General features: G+C 41.8%; 9 protein-coding genes. 6 read left to right on the top strand and 3 right to left on the bottom strand.

The features are described 5' to 3' along the window. Positions 1-321: 321 nt before the first annotated feature. Positions 322-1,398, bottom strand: a complete 1,077-nt coding sequence (locus tag VZF35_RS13355; RefSeq protein WP_407314305.1) for a GTP pyrophosphokinase family protein — start codon at positions 1,396-1,398, stop codon at positions 322-324. 975 nt (positions 1,399-2,373) lie between these two features. Between VZF35_RS13355 and VZF35_RS13350 the strand changes: the two genes are divergently transcribed. After that, entirely contained in the window at positions 2,374-4,323 is a 1,950-nt protein-coding gene (locus VZF35_RS13350; protein WP_407314303.1) for an endonuclease MutS2, read from the top strand. Positions 4,324-4,523: 200 nt separating this feature from the next. Next, complete coding sequence (locus tag VZF35_RS13345) at positions 4,524-6,110, top strand: NAD(P)/FAD-dependent oxidoreductase (RefSeq protein WP_407314302.1); 1,587 nt, start codon at positions 4,524-4,526, stop codon at positions 6,108-6,110. A gap of 298 nt (positions 6,111-6,408) precedes the next feature. Here the strand turns inward: VZF35_RS13345 and VZF35_RS13340 are convergent, their stop codons facing one another. Then, positions 6,409-6,681, bottom strand: coding sequence for a hypothetical protein (locus VZF35_RS13340; RefSeq protein WP_407314300.1), 273 nt, complete (start codon positions 6,679-6,681; stop codon positions 6,409-6,411). A gap of 161 nt (positions 6,682-6,842) precedes the next feature. Beyond that, positions 6,843-8,228, bottom strand: a complete 1,386-nt coding sequence (locus VZF35_RS13335; RefSeq protein WP_407314298.1) for an MDR family MFS transporter — start codon at positions 8,226-8,228, stop codon at positions 6,843-6,845. Positions 8,229-8,569: 341 nt separating this feature from the next. Between VZF35_RS13335 and VZF35_RS13330 the strand changes: the two genes are divergently transcribed. The 4 genes from VZF35_RS13330 to VZF35_RS13315 all read left to right on the top strand — a co-directional run bounded on the left by VZF35_RS13330 (position 8,570) and on the right by VZF35_RS13315 (position 14,974). Continuing rightward, positions 8,570-9,664: a DUF429 domain-containing protein gene (locus VZF35_RS13330; RefSeq protein WP_407314296.1), complete on the top strand. Its 1,095-nt coding sequence runs from the start codon at positions 8,570-8,572 to the stop codon at positions 9,662-9,664. Positions 9,665-9,867: 203 nt separating this feature from the next. Beyond that, a complete protein-coding gene (locus VZF35_RS13325) occupies positions 9,868-11,238 on the top strand; it encodes a hypothetical protein (RefSeq protein WP_407314294.1) in 1,371 nt (456 codons plus the stop codon). A gap of 5 nt (positions 11,239-11,243) precedes the next feature. Further along, positions 11,244-11,573 (top strand): hypothetical protein, encoded by a 330-nt coding sequence (locus VZF35_RS13320; protein ID WP_407314293.1) that lies wholly within the window; start codon positions 11,244-11,246, stop codon positions 11,571-11,573. Between the two features lie 20 nt (positions 11,574-11,593). Beyond that, positions 11,594-14,974, top strand: a complete 3,381-nt coding sequence (locus tag VZF35_RS13315; protein ID WP_407314291.1) for an AAA family ATPase — start codon at positions 11,594-11,596, stop codon at positions 14,972-14,974. Positions 14,975-14,977 lie beyond the last annotated feature (3 nt).

The following is a 14,977-nucleotide window of genomic DNA, read 5'->3' as shown; positions in this document are numbered from 1 at the left end:
TGTGGCTATCTTTTAAGTTCTTACAAGCAACATTTTCGTCTAACAAAGCCTAAACTTAATACAAAGAATAAGGAATTATCTCCAAGACTCATAGTAAAATTGTGCATGGACAGTTTCTAATTATTCTTATTTCGTTCAGTGATTTTCTTGCTAACTTAATTTCACAAAATCCATATAACTGCGTTACGAGTATATCTAAACTTTAACATAAATGACCTCCTTTTGTTGTGCAAAGAGGTCATAAGAGTGGGCATAAAAGGTAGATCGCTAAGCCTTAGGATCTTTGGCAAAGCATAACTAATTTTCGGCTATGACCTTTCTTTAAGATTTCAAAGAATAGGCTTCAAGGATATGTTGGATAAGCTCTTGCCGACTTTCAGGCGTCTCGATTTTAAACTGCTCAAGATAAGCAGATACTTGCTCAGGAGAACCTCTTCGGCCGACGATGGCATAAGCTAAGTAGAATAAAGAGGTCCCCCAATTGATCTTCTCACCCTGTTTGTTTTTGAGTCCATTTCGAGGGAAATTTAACAGATCATCTCCGATGTTTTGAACGATTTCATCGAGTTCCCCAATGGTTTTTACTCCGAGGTAACTAAAGACCGTAGTGAGATAGCCAAAAAATCGATCCTTTAATTCCAAATCAGCGTTGACGATATGACTGATCTTCTGGTCGAGTCTACGGATATGTTGGGATTTTAGAACGTAAGATTTTAGCGATGCCTGATTGATAAGCACCATAGTGGGGGCCTTTTCGATTTGAGCTTCAACTTCCGCCTCGTAATTAGCCAGGTTGGAACGAATTTTGATAAATTCTTCATCCGCCAACTCCAGTAATCCGGCTAGTCGTGAGAAGCTTCTCCGGATTTCTCGGGGAACGGCGTGTTCATTTTTATAACCTAAGTCATGTTCAATTTCAGCCCATGTATGTTGAAGGATGGAGCGAATTTGAATTTCCACGTTGCAATCTTTAAAGCGTTGGTACTCAATAAGCTGAAGTCTAAAGGAAGGAAGTTTGACGACATAATGAAGGGATAGATACCCAAATTTTTCAGGGTCAATCAATTCCCGCTTGTCCACGGAATTTGACCGATCTACTTCAAATTCTTCCTCCACGAAACTCGCGATAAGATCCACCTGGTCAGCAAAATAGGTAATAATCCGAATTCCAGCTAAATCGGTGATATCGTTTAGTTTTGTGTATTTATCATCTTCCCGATTTACTTTTCTCTTTAAGCTTTCTCGGCTTTTTACCCGGGAAGTGATTGAGTGGACGTTGATACCCTTAAGCTGAAGTATTCCTTTTAATAAGTTTTCAATAACGTTTGTAAAATCGGAATATACGGGATAAACTTGATCAAATTTAGCAAGGATTTCAGCGGAATATTGATTGGTCATCTTAAATTTCCCTTCGGCTTCTCTAGTTTTTTATTATTATGTTATCATATTTATTTTACGATATAAAAGTCTATTGAATCGATATTTCCGACTCAATGTCCGAACTTTACAAAGGCGATACTGTACGGAATCTAGTCGCTGATTTAACAATTGATTAAAGAGTAAAAACAACAAGCCACCGTTCACTAGTAGTGCCAAGCGAAAAGTTGGCTACTGTGAAACGGCGGCTTGTCATAGTTCTAGGGCTAGGCAATGAATACATCGAAACTTTGAGGATAAGAAGTTAGAAATTTAATACCCGCATTCATGCCGTAGGCTTGTACCCATTGGGCGTGCGGACATTTCCTTTTCTATGACCAGCAGGAAAGGTTCACCAAAGAATTAATCCGCTTCATAGAGGAATAGTATTTTTAGTAACGTTATACGCAGGTTTCACACAAGACTAAACATTCTACTTGCTAGTCATTGTCCATAGTCTGATATAATTGACATTTGCCCCAGAAATGTAATAAACTAAATCATACCTAAAAACGAGAGGATGGTTTTTTTGTTAAATGTGTCTGTAATGGTGATTTTCAACTAAACAGTTGAGAGAGGTTACTTTATAAAACGTGGGTGTTAACCTGCTGTTTTTAAGTGTGCCTTTCTGAAAGTGCAACTTTTGCGCTTTTGGATAACGCCTTACAGATTACTTCCTACAATAACCATTTGAGTTATAGCAGTGTCAACCTTTGTCGATAAAGTCAACAAAGCTGACATTGAAACGATTGCGATTATTATCGTATAGTTTTGTAGAGTGTAACAGGCATGTCCTGGTACACTCTATTTATTTTTTCTCAATATAGTTATGTGATTTTATACGTCAGTTAAAATCATTGCCCACAGGAGTATTCTGAGTATTTTTGGGAATTTAATATCCTGAAAATCAGGTAATCTCTCTTGTGGGCATTTTCATTGTTATAAGGAGGATTTTTGATGAACGCAAACAATACACTGGAATTTAATATTATACTTGAAACTTTAGCCCAACACGCGCTTTCTCAAAAGGCCATAGAAAAACTGCTCTCATTAAAGCCATTTTTAAGTGAGCGAGAGTGCAAAGCCAAAATGCAGGAAACAACCGAGGCGCGCAAAATTTTTGAGGGTATAGGCACGCCGCCACTGGCAGCAATGAAAGAGCTTGATAAAATTTTGGATCTAGCTGTGAAAGGCTCTATGCTGACCCCTGAACAGCTTGCAAGTATCTGCGGTTTTATTTCTTCGTGCAAGAGAATGAAGAACTATCTTAAAAAGGCTGAAGCTTTCAATGCGGACATAGCGTTTTATGGTCATTCTTTCAGTTCGCTGAATATGCTTTTTGAGGAAATTGAGCGCTGTATCAGAAATGAAGCGGTTGACGATGGTGCTTCTCCTGTCCTTCGTGATATACGCAGAAAAGTAGAGAACACAAAATCTGCCGTTAAACTAAAGCTTGAGGGTATACTTCGCAGTAAAAAGGAATGGTTCACAGATGGATATGTCACCATCCGTAATGGTCGGTTTGTCTTGCCGGTTAAAAAAGGCTATAAAAATCAGCTAAGCGGAACAGTCATTGATACTTCAAGCACAGGTAGCACCTGTTTTATTGAGCCTACAGCAGTTAGAAAGCTGCAGGAGGAACTGGCTATTTTACAAATTGACGAAGATAATGAGATTCGAAAAATATTATATACCCTTACAGTCCTTGTTGAGGAGCATATTAATGAGTTGAGAATCAACAAGGAATGCATGGAAATCTTGGACTTTATATTTGCCAAGGCCAAGCTATCTATAGAGATGAAAGCGGTTCCTGTGTCCATTACAACGGAACGAAAAATCATCATCAAGCAGGGAAGACACCCTTTATTGAAGCCAGACCTATGTGTTCCGCTTGATTTTGAACTCAGAGGGGATCTGGGTGATGAGGCTATTAATGGTGTTGTGATTACAGGGCCAAATACTGGCGGAAAAACCGTTGCCTTAAAAACCATTGGTCTACTGTCGATGATGGCCCAAAGTGGACTTCATGTTCCTGTGTCCCAGGGGAGCGCATTTTGTATGTACGATAGCATTTTCTGCGATATCGGTGATGGGCAAAGTATTTCCGAAAATCTATCTACTTTTTCATCCCATATCAAAAATATTGTCGCTATTCTAAAAGGCGTATCAAGGGAAAGTCTTGTTTTGCTTGATGAGTTAGGCTCTGGTACAGATCCCGCTGAGGGAATGGGACTGGCAATTGCCATTTTAGATGAATTAAATCAGAGAGGCTGTCTTTTGGTTGCGACCACCCATTATCCGGAAATAAAGGATTTTGCTAAGAACACTAAAGGACTTACGAATGCCCGAATGGAGTTTGATCGCGAAAACTTACAGCCTTTATACAAGCTGCAAATTGGCGAGGCTGGAGAAAGCTGTGCTTTATACATTGCCCAAAGATTAGGGTTTCCGAGGCATATGCTGAAGCGAGCCCAAAAAGAAGCCTATGGCGGTAGATCCTTTGTGTCAAGAGATAGCCCCACTATTCTGTTTGATGAGGATACCCCTAAGATAGATACTGTTTCCAACAGCAAAATTCAAAAAGAAATTCCGAAGGAAAAATCACCTTCACGGAGCGAAAGCTTTAATATAGGTGATAGTGTAAGGGTTTACCCCCAAAAACTGCTTGGAATTATTTATAAGAGGACAAATGAAAAAGGCGAGCTGGGAGTGCAGATAAAAGATAAGAAGCATCTTATCAATCACAAGCGGATTAAGCTTTTCATTCCTGCAAGCGAACTTTACCCTGAGGATTATGATTTTTCGATTATTTTTGATACGGTGGAAAACCGAAAGGCAAGACACCAGTTGGAAAAAGGGCACGATGTAGTGATAGAATATGAGGAGGATTTAAAGTTTCATGATTAATTTAATAGATCACAGTTTTATACCAACAATGACCAAATAAGAGTGACCAGCCTGGGGTGGCCACTCTTATTAACCAAAGGTTAGGCACCTATATTAACCCATGCCGATTAAATTAGGTATGGGTTAGGCTGTTGTAAGGCAAATGCAAAATAGCATTGTTTTGCTTCTAGTTATCAACTTAAAACTGTTAGGAGAAAACAATGATCAAAATTACTGATATAGTCGTAGCGCTTACGTATGATTTGAACATGCTGAAGGACATTGTGGCAAAAAGGTTGCAGATAGAGCATAGTCGAATAGAGCGCCTTAGTATTGCAAAGCGCACAGTAAATGCAGGCAACAAACAGGATATCCATTTCAATATGACCGTGATTGTATGTGTTTCAGGAGACGAAAATGAAGTCCTTTCAAGAAACAAAGGCAAAGATATCTCTAAAGAAACAGAGTTGATTTATACCGTGCCCCAGGGAAAAAAACTGAAAGAGCGTCCTGTGGTTGTGGGCTGCGGCCCTGCCGGGATGTTTGCGGCTTTGATTCTGGCACAAGCAGGGGCGAGACCGATTCTACTGGAGCGGGGACTCGATGTCGACAGCCGTAAAAGAAAGGTATCAACCTTTTGGCGGACGGGAATTCTTGATACCCAAACGAATGTACAATTCGGTGAGGGCGGCGCAGGTGCCTTTTCGGACGGCAAGTTGAAAATCGGGCAGAAGAATTCTCGTAAGCTGAAGGTGCTTAAGGAGTTTGTTCAGGCCGGTGCGCCCCCGGAAATTCTCTATTTAAGCAAGCCCCATATTGGCACCGACCGTTTGCATGAAACGGTTAAGAACATAAGGGAGCAAATAATAAGCCTCGGGGGTGAAGTGCGCTTTCATGCAACCGTAACAGAATTATTGATCAAAGACGGACAGGTGACAGGTGTATGCTTTGCAGAAAAGGGGAAGAATTCAGAAATCTCTGCAGACAATGTTGTTCTGGCCATCGGACATAGCGCACGGGATACCTTTGAAAGGTTGTTGGCTAGCGGCGTTTACATGGAACAAAAGCCCTTTGCGTTGGGTGTGCGTATTGAACATCCCCAAGAGATGATTGATAAGATTCAGTATGGTAATTTCGCCGGGCACCCTGAGCTTGGCGCAGCTGATTACAGAATGGTAGTGCATTTGCCAAACGGCAGAGGGGTATATACGTTTTGCATGTGCCCAGGGGGAACAGTGGTTGCGGCGACGTCAGAGGAAAACAGACTGACAACGAATGGAATGAGCGAATACGCGCGAGACGGCAGAAATGCCAATACTGCCCTCTTGGTGACCATCGGGAAGAATGATTTAGGGAGCGAACATCCACTTGCCGGTTGTGCTTTTCAGCGCAGCATAGAGTCAGCAGCCTTTGCAGCGGGTCGCGGAGGCTATAAAGCACCGGTACAAAGGCTGGAAGATTTTCTCCAAAAGCACAAAACAACAGCTTTCGGAGATGTCCTGCCTACCTATCTGCCCGGAACTGAGTTTGCTGAGCTGGATTCCTTTTTGCCGGAATATATCACGAATTCGCTACGGCAAGGGATCGCAGAGATGGACCTGTGGATGCCCGGCTTTGCCTATCCGGATGCACTGCTGACGGGGGCTGAAACCCGCAGTTCTTCTCCGGTGCGTATCATAAGAGGGGACAGCTTAGAGGCCATTGGTATCAAAGGTCTTTACCCTTGCGGGGAGGGAGCAGGATACGCTGGAGGTATCATATCTGCGGCAGTGGACGGAGTGCTTTGTGCAGAGCAGATTCTGAGATGACGGAATCCCAAAACCGTAACGAGCTGCCTAGCCCGAAAACTCTAAATTATTGATAGTAATTCCTGCGCCGTATGTGGTGGGCGAACGTGGCGTCGCCCGTAGTATCCCAGGGATGAGGCAAATAATTTCTGAGATGCGGTCAGTAAAGAGACAGATTAACAACTTCCATTGTATGGCATACTGCAGCTTCGTCGCCTTGTTTAGGCTGATTTTTATCCCCATATATAAACAAGATGAGAGGTGATTTTCCTCTCATCTTGTATTGCTTAGGCCTGTTTTTGATTTGCAGGTCGAATCATTACAGGTTGACAACTTTAGAACTGAGTGAGTTCATGTCCGGTCTGCAAATGATATGATTTACGACTTTAACGACAGTGGCGGGGGAACTGGTCAGTTTGACCACTCGGAACTCTCTGGATTTTTCACCATATAACACGTTGAGAATAGACAAGACTTTTTCTTTAGCGGCAAAGAATGTCGCCTCATCACTGGCACCACGCAGTTCTGGTGCCCATAGCTGCTCAATTTCCTGACCTAACGTTGCTAGTTCAGAACGGAAATGCAAATACATAAGATCCTCCTTAATTCCTTCATGTTTTACTCATTCTATCAAAAAAGTGTTAAACCTAAATTATCGGCTTGTAAAGTATTGGTAAACACACACGATGTTATTGTATGTTTATGGGAAGGTTTTTGTGAAAGATAGCCGGACTGAGTTCGGACACACTATTTTCAATCGGCTTTTTGATTAGCCATAATACTGCCATGGGATGGCAGGAAGGCGCTGATCAATAAAGTAATAATGGAAACGGCAAAAACCAGGATAAAGACCATATGCAAGCCTTGGGCCATACCCCTTTGGTTCAAAGTGTTGTTAAACACGGTACCGAGGGCTGCGACGCCGACCGTTTGCCCAAGTGACCGGGAAAACGTATTGGAGGCTGTGGCCGCTCCCCGTAAATTCCAACCAACGGCAGACTGCACTAAGACGGTTAAAGGAGTGAAAGAGCAACCCATGCCAAAGCCAATGACAATCATGATCCCTACCAAATACCAATAAGGGGACCCGGGATTGATCAGCAGCAGCCAGGTTGAACCCGCCATAATCATGACAGCACCGAATACTGCGGTAGTTTTGGAACCAATTCGGTACATGAACCTCCCGGCCAAGGTTGAGGCTAAGGGCCAAGCGAAGGACATGGGCATCAGTGTCAGCCCCGAACTGGTAGCACTATGCCCAAGCAGACTCTGAATCCAGATCGGCAAATAGACATTGACGCCGATCAATACGCCGCTAGCCACAAAACCAACAGCATTGGATACGGCAATGACCGGAATCTTAAAGAGGGACAGAGGCAGCATGGGTTCCTGAACCCTGTTCTCTACAACCAGGAATGCCAGGAGAAATACTAAGGCAACAATAAATAAGGAGATGATTTCCAGCGAGCTCCAGGCGTAGAGCTGCCCTCCGCTGATCAAGGCGAAGAGAAGGGAGCCCATAGAAATGGTAAATAGAGCCGTTCCTAAATAGTCAATGGACTTCTTTGTTTTTTCAAGAGGCTTTTCATGAAGGGAACTAAACACTAGAAAAATGGCGATGATACCAACGGGAACGTTGATATAAAAAATCCAGCGCCAGGAGACATGATCGACAAACAGTCCTCCTACTAAAGGACCGAGCAGACCGGCAACGCCCCAAACTGAGCTGAAGACACCCTGCATCCTTGCCCGCTCTTCCCCAGGATAGAGATCTGCAATAATTGTAAAGGTCAGCGGCAGCACAGCCCCGGCACCCAGCCCTTGAAACCCGCGAAAGATAATTAACTGGTTCATGGTTTGGGCCATACCGGATACCATGGAACCAATGACGAACAGCGTAACACCAAAGATAAACACGGATTTTCTTCCGAATAGGTCGGCAAGTTTACCATAAATGGGTGTGGTTACGGACGATGTCAGCAAATAAATTGCAAAAACCCAACTAAGTAAATTCAAGCCGCTCAACTGTTGAACAATGTGAGGCATAGCGGTGGTAACGATGGTCGTATCAAGAGCGACCAGTAAAATTGACACAAGCATGGCTATAGTAACCATCTTGCGCTGCGTTGTCTTCTCCATTTGGTCTGTAATCCCCTTTAAACTATAGTATTGGCTCTAAAATTGTTATCTTCGAATTATACCACTACTGAGTCTCTAACATAAGTCAAAGTTCAAGAAATATCCAAACTCTGTTTGATGAAAGAGGATTTTTGCTTTTATAGGTAAGCAAGAAGGAGTTAACTGTGATGATTTGTGATTTTAAGACTTCTATAGCTATATAGTTAGTTTTACCCGTCATATAGTTTTTGAAAAATTTGGCGATTGGTGGAAGGAAAAACAAGAAGTTCGGCGAAAAATATTTATAAATGAAGGAAGGCATAGTAAGGATAATTTTAACGCCAATTTTTTGGAGGTAATCAATGCGTTATATTGGAATCGATTTAGCGTGGACCTATTCCAAGGAATCCGGGATTTGTATTATCGATGACAATGGAATGATCATCTATTGTGAATCCAAGGTCTTCACCGACCAAATGATTGCCTCAATGGTTGAAAAGCACGCCCAGGAAGGGGCAATCGTTGGGATTGACGCCCCCTTAATCGTGAATAACGAAACAGGTTCCAGATATTGCGATGGAGCTATTATGAGGGAAAAGATTCATGGCGAAAATCTGTCCGTTTTCACCTGTAGCAAGCGCTTTATGTTAAAACATTTTGGTGTTGTCAGAGGAGAAGAAGTAGTAAAAGCCATTACCAATAAGGTGCCGGCTTTTTCTCTTACAGGTGACATAAGGGATAAAAAGCATGTAATCATCGAAACCTTCCCCACGGGAATAACCTTAGGCCTTTTTCCCGACGCTTTTCCTGTTAAATATAAAATCAAACATAAGGTTGAACTTGGAACAACCAAAATGGAGATGGGCCGGATGGTTAACCTTCTTAAAAGGTTGAGTGGCTTTAATCCTCCTGTCCATAATATAGAAGATTTCTTCAATCATTCATCGAGCATTCAAGCTATGTCAAAGAAGGAGTTTAAGAACCTTGAGGACAGGCTGGATGCTTTTTTATGTGCTTACGCCGCTTATTGGCTCGCCAATCATAAGGGGAAAGTTTTTGGCGATGAACAAGACGGTTTCATTACCATTCCAATAATTGACGAGAATGGAGTCCATGGCGGCAGATCAAAGAGTATAAAAGTCTACAATAAACTGATTCGCGATAAAATACCTCAGATCATCGAGGATAACGGCAAGAAAGCTATTATAGAAAAGGTTTCGGGCCAAGAGTATCTGGACTTATTAAGCGCCAAGTTAGGGGAAGAACTTCAGGAATATCTGGACAGCCAAAGCGTTGAAGAACTGGCGAATTTAGTTGAAGTCATCTATGCGATCCTGGACTATAAGGGGGTTTCTCGGCAGGAATTTGAGGATATCAGAGAGGGAAAGGTTGAGGAGAGGAGCGCTTTCCGGGATAAGCTGATGCTTAGAGAGGTTATCGGCGATTGTCATGCTTGAGAACGTTGATGAAAACGGAAGAGGATGACTCAGGGGAGAAGGACTAGAAGAAGTTGGAGGAGTATTATGAGATACGAGTTTAGATGCTTAAAAGAACCGAGCGCTCTTTCTTGAATTCACTAGAAATTATGGTGGGAAATTTTGCAGTTGTATGTTATCCCTGTAGATATTGTTTTTGGTAAATATTTATTAAGAGGTGGATAATGGTTAACTTCAAGCATGTTTCAGAATTAATTCCCCCCCACAGTGGGCTGCAGGTTTGTATTTCGGACAGCAATCCGATTCAGGTGCTCCAGTGGCAATGCCAAGGTGAGCCAACAGCTGATCTCGTGAGAGGAGTCTACACGACAAACCCATTACATATCAATAAGGCAATCAATTTTGTCCGTTTAGCAAAAGAAACATGTTCCGACCTAGTCTTGACGCCGGAGTATTCGTTTCCCTGTGAAGTGCTCGATAACGTAGTTGGAGACCACGAACTATGGCCAGAAAGGGGCTCACTATGGTGCCTGTGCATGCAAGGGTATGCGCGACAAGAGTTTGCCGAAAAGCTAGAACAGTGGACAAGTACTGACACATTAGTGATACGGAATGCTTTTGAACGAATATTGAGGCGTCACTTTGTGGATGCACTCATTTATTTATTCATTTTAGATGATGGTCGTCTTTGTATACTCCCTCAGTTAAAGACTACGCCTATGTCAGAACGCTGGAATGATCATGAAGTTAGAGGCCTCTGCACCAGCGATTTGATTTATATATTTGACCTTTACGGGAATAGTGATGATCAAAATCGTTTTTTGTCCATTCTGTGTTCGGATGCACTTTGTATTAAAGCACAGGATATCCTTGATTACACAATAGGCAAGTACCTTACCATCTTTCATGCACAGTTAAATCCAGAACCTCGCCATTCAGATTTTCGATCATTTCGCAGTTCTTTTTTTGATCGGAATGCCGGTAGGGATATCCGCCTCCTAACATTAAACTGGGCAGAAGGAACGAAAATCGACGATCAGGTATTCAGCAAGCCCTGGTCGGCCTTTTACAAAAAATCATATCGAGGAGAAGTACCGGAGCAACAATTAAGGGCCTGGAATCATGACAGAGGCACTTATTATGCGCTGCATCATTATACAGAGATATGGTATTCCGATAGAGAAGAGCACTGCAAACGGTTTGATATCAACAAGGGGTTTCAGCTGGGTGTTTCTTATCCGGTGATAACGCATAATGAACCGATCACCCAAGAGTATTATTTGTATAGTGTCGCTGAGAGTTCATGGAAACATGTACTTAAAGAAGACCATCTGCCAGCCTTGATTGAACTCATTGACAGCCACGGTTCGGATTATGACTTTCCGCTGGTCGCTTCCCCTCATGACAGCGACGCATTTTTTGGTCTTTGTTTCGGACATTTTTTAGAAGGAGAACTCAATGCTGAAGACAATGAGCTCGTCACCAGGTTATTCTCCGGTTCTGACCAGGAATCTGATCAAAGAAGAAATGCCAAGGCAAATCAATATAAAAAACTAATTCAATTGATAAAGAAGCAAGAATTCCCCCCGAGTTAGTAAATTTGATCGATAATCATGTTCTTTATCTAGACTCTGCAACGGCAGAAGAGAAGAATAAATATGGAAATGTATACCCCAAAAACGTTGCTCCTGATCAGAGAAATCCATTTTCGTCAGCTCTTTTCATAATATCTGGATCCACCAGCAAAGACGAAGTTGAAGAACAGGTTGATGAGCTCAGTAAGAAATTACACCCAAATCTTCGTAAAAGAGTGGTCGTTTACTATTTTTCATCTGAGACTGAGCGCTACGAATGTTTTGCCGAACATTTGATGCAGACAAGAATTGACAAGGCGACTTATTCTAAACCACTTAGTTCAATTAAAGGGTAAGATCGACTAAGGAGGATAAAATGAAACTGAATGATGTATTCCAGCGCCTTCATTTTGAAAACGAGATTAAAAGTGGGGTATTTCCCTTCCGTAACGAGGAGTTTAAGTTTTTCCGAGTAAAACGGTCGGAAGAGGTGTTGCCTAGCATTCAATTTTCGGAGTATTTTTTTATGGAAGTATCTGAAGCAACGATAACTAAGATGACAGAAGAAGACGATAATCTTGCTTATTTTCGTGAATTGCAAACTAAACTGTTGGCCAAGCCGTTTTTTTCTCACAAAAACGATTTGCGCTGGAATCTATATTTAATCTTGGTAATTGAGAGCTACGAATTGTTGAAGGACAGTAATCTGGCGCGTAAAATCGAGGATGACGCCGACTATGCGCGTAAATTTATTACAACCCCGGACGACATTTTAATTTTGCTGGATAAAGAATGGTTACAAACAGCTAAAGCAGATAATATAGAACAACTAGATCCCTTACAAGAGTGGAATCATCATCTGGAGTCTCTTCAGTTGACAGGATGCTTGACTCAAACTTTTGCCAACAAGGGTAAAGAGCGTGTTAATCAATATCTGGAAGGGCAGCCTTTAAGTGAAGGAACAGCCCCTACTAGACGAGGAAACCGGATTTCCGATGACTATGAGGAAAAGATCGGAACCATCAATTCGATTTCTTTTGATGGTTTTCGTAAACATTGTTTTGATCAACTTAAGCCGATTCAGCCAAGTAAAGTAAATTTGATCCACGGTTCGAACGGTTCTGGAAAAACTTCCGCCGTGGAAGCAATCGAGCTAGCTCTTACCAACGATATTCGGCGTTGTTCTGAATTCGGTGACTCGGTGGAGGAAACAGCAAACCAATTACAAGTTTTGTGTCGGACAGAATCGGGTAAGACGCTCCCGTACCAATCGGGTAAACCAGTAGCATTATATAAAAAATTAGCCCAATCCTGGTATGGTGTAACGCCCGGTCATAAATCCGAGCTCAACTATTATTTTCATAGATTCAATTACTTTGATTCTGAGGCGGCCTATCGGTTTGCACTTAGCGAAAGCAGTAATAAGGATCATGAAAAGTTTGATTACTCTGATAATCTGAGTCAACTTGTCTTTGGCTATTCAATCATCGAAACTCAGAATAAGTGGCAGCGTTATAAAGAAGAGTTTGCTGACCAACTAAAGGCTTTGACGAATCGAAGGGATGAATGTAGTTCATTAAAGACAACGTTGGGTGAGAAAATTGCCTCTTTAAGACCTGCCAAGGCTGCGCAGCCTATCGAATCAGATAAGTTATTGGCTTCAATTCATTTGCGGGAATCAAAAACAGAGCACGGAGCAGCAACTGCGCTGGAGCATATGGAGAGTCTTAATCTTCTTATAAAATCGGTAGAGCCACGTCGGAAGGAAATTATAGAATTTCCTCTCATCAATGGCGCGTTGACCTTGGAACAGATTCAAATCCAGCTGAAGTTAAGTAAGGATAATCTCGATTTATTGATGGCAGACAAAGAAAGTAAAGTTGTAGATCAAAAGTATCTAGAATCAGAACGAAGCCGCATTAGTTCGGAATTAAGGAAAAATAAGGAAAAAGAACTTCTTGTTCAACAAAGTATTGATGACATCAAGAGACATTTGCAGGAATGGAAAGAAGTTCGTAAGGTATTAGAAGATGACCAGGCACAGGTTCAAAAACGTAGAAGATTGGAACAAGAATTAGGACTACTGAATCATAAACTTAATGTCCTGCAGAACCTCGGAGCTCGTTTTAGTCGATTATCTTTAATGAGGAAACAGGATTTGTTTTTGTTACCTCAAGAAAGTATTGAACAGCTTCATGGATCAATGGAAGAAAAAACGAAGCTACTAAAGCAATCGAAGCAACAGCTTGTGGCAGCAGAGAGTTTAATGGGCGAGCTTAATGCCATGCTCTCACATCTACAACATCTGGGAAAAGACTTTCTTGAAAAGGATAGAAACGCGATAACCTGTCCCCTTTGTAAACATGACCATGGTACGCCTATTAAATTGGCTCAAGCGATTCAGTCTGCCAATTCTGTGAGCGGGCAAGGAGATAACGGCTTAGATGTAATGCGTCAAAGTATTGCAGTGCTGCAAGCCGATATGGATCTTTTGGATAAACAAATAAAGCACCAAGATTTAAATAAACGTAATGTGGAGCAGGTTAATGAAGCCTACATGGCGTTAGTAAATGATCCTCAGTTTGAGGTAGATGCAAGTCAAAAGAATCCGGAAGAGCGATTACAAACCATACATAATTTGTTGTCGGCCCAGAATGAATGGAAAGAACAGCAAAATACTACTTACGATCAATTGCAGGTTTTTGATAAAACAGGATTTAGCAATAACGAAATCATACAAGCGGAGCTATTTCAAAAAGAAAATAAATTTTACAGACTATACATCGAGCAGCAATCTGCTGATTCGTTTGAGGCATATGTAATTGCAAGGAAAAAAGAGTTGCAAGGCCAAGCGATTGAAGCGAATCAAGCATTAGCCCAGCTCGGCAACCAGGATACTGACTTAGAACAACGTTTGTTGAAGATCTCTTTTGAAGAACTTAACCAATCCATCGCGGAACAGGAAAAACAAATTGGTTTGTGGAAAAATCTTAAAGAGAGTATAGAAACACTGTTTTCAGATTTTCGCTTTGACCAGAATGACAACCTACGAGCTTGGGCTATCCAATTAGAAACGGCAAGAATGCAAATCGAACTATTGATTGAGAAAAACAAGCACGATCATGAGCAAATGCAACTACAATCCCAATTGGATAAGATAGGGAATGAGTTAAGCTTACTCCAAACAAAAATACAACGCTGCGAATTAGCGTGTAACGCCTTGGGACAACTGAGATTACTTAAAACTTATACTGAAAAATTCATTAATCAAAATATCGCTAAAATTGAACGATTCTTTAAGCTCCTTCATACACCACGGGAGTTCGATGCAATTCAATTAGAGGAAGAAGGATTAATATTGCATCGTAAATGGGATCAGGAGGAGTGTGCCGTAAAGGCTTTTCAGATGTCTTCTGGACAGCGTGCTTCTCTGGCGCTTTCTGTCATGTTTGCTGTACACCTTGCGGCGCCCAATGCTCCCAAATTTATAATCATGGATGAACCCGTGGCCAATATGGATGATCTTCATCTTATGAATCTTTTAGATTTGCTACGTGACCTTGCGTTGTCAGGCAGGCAGATTTTCTTTACAACGGCAAACCCGGATGTGGCAAATTTGTTCCGAAGAAAATTCAGTTTCTTTGAAGAACAATTTACTCACTTTGAATTCTCCCGCCACTCAGGCAAACCCGTTCAAATTCGATCTATGAAGTACTCACCGGATAAGGAAAATCCGTTTTTCTCCTACATTAGCTAAAGG

The sequence above is a fragment of the Desulfosporosinus paludis genome, from assembly GCF_045689965.1.
Classification (GTDB): Bacteria; Bacillota; Desulfitobacteriia; order Desulfitobacteriales; family Desulfitobacteriaceae; genus Desulfosporosinus; species Desulfosporosinus paludis.
The sequence above is the reverse complement of the archived record's forward strand: the minus strand, read 5'-3'. Positions and strand labels throughout refer to the sequence as shown.

What these genes read in the sequence shown, in the direction of transcription:
- VZF35_RS13315 (WP_407314291.1), top strand. Translation starts at nt 11,594, where the DNA reads ATGAAACTGAATGATGTATTCCAGCGCCTTCATTTTGAAAACGAGATT.
- VZF35_RS13355 (WP_407314305.1), bottom strand. Translation starts at nt 1,398, where the DNA reads ATGACCAATCAATATTCCGCTGAAATCCTTGCTAAATTTGATCAAGTT.
- VZF35_RS13345 (WP_407314302.1), top strand. Translation starts at nt 4,524, where the DNA reads ATGATCAAAATTACTGATATAGTCGTAGCGCTTACGTATGATTTGAAC.
- VZF35_RS13335 (WP_407314298.1), bottom strand. Translation starts at nt 8,228, where the DNA reads ATGGAGAAGACAACGCAGCGCAAGATGGTTACTATAGCCATGCTTGTG.
- VZF35_RS13330 (WP_407314296.1), top strand. Translation starts at nt 8,570, where the DNA reads ATGCGTTATATTGGAATCGATTTAGCGTGGACCTATTCCAAGGAATCC.
- VZF35_RS13340 (WP_407314300.1), bottom strand. Translation starts at nt 6,681, where the DNA reads ATGTATTTGCATTTCCGTTCTGAACTAGCAACGTTAGGTCAGGAAATT.
- VZF35_RS13325 (WP_407314294.1), top strand. Translation starts at nt 9,868, where the DNA reads ATGGTTAACTTCAAGCATGTTTCAGAATTAATTCCCCCCCACAGTGGG.
- VZF35_RS13350 (WP_407314303.1), top strand. Translation starts at nt 2,374, where the DNA reads ATGAACGCAAACAATACACTGGAATTTAATATTATACTTGAAACTTTA.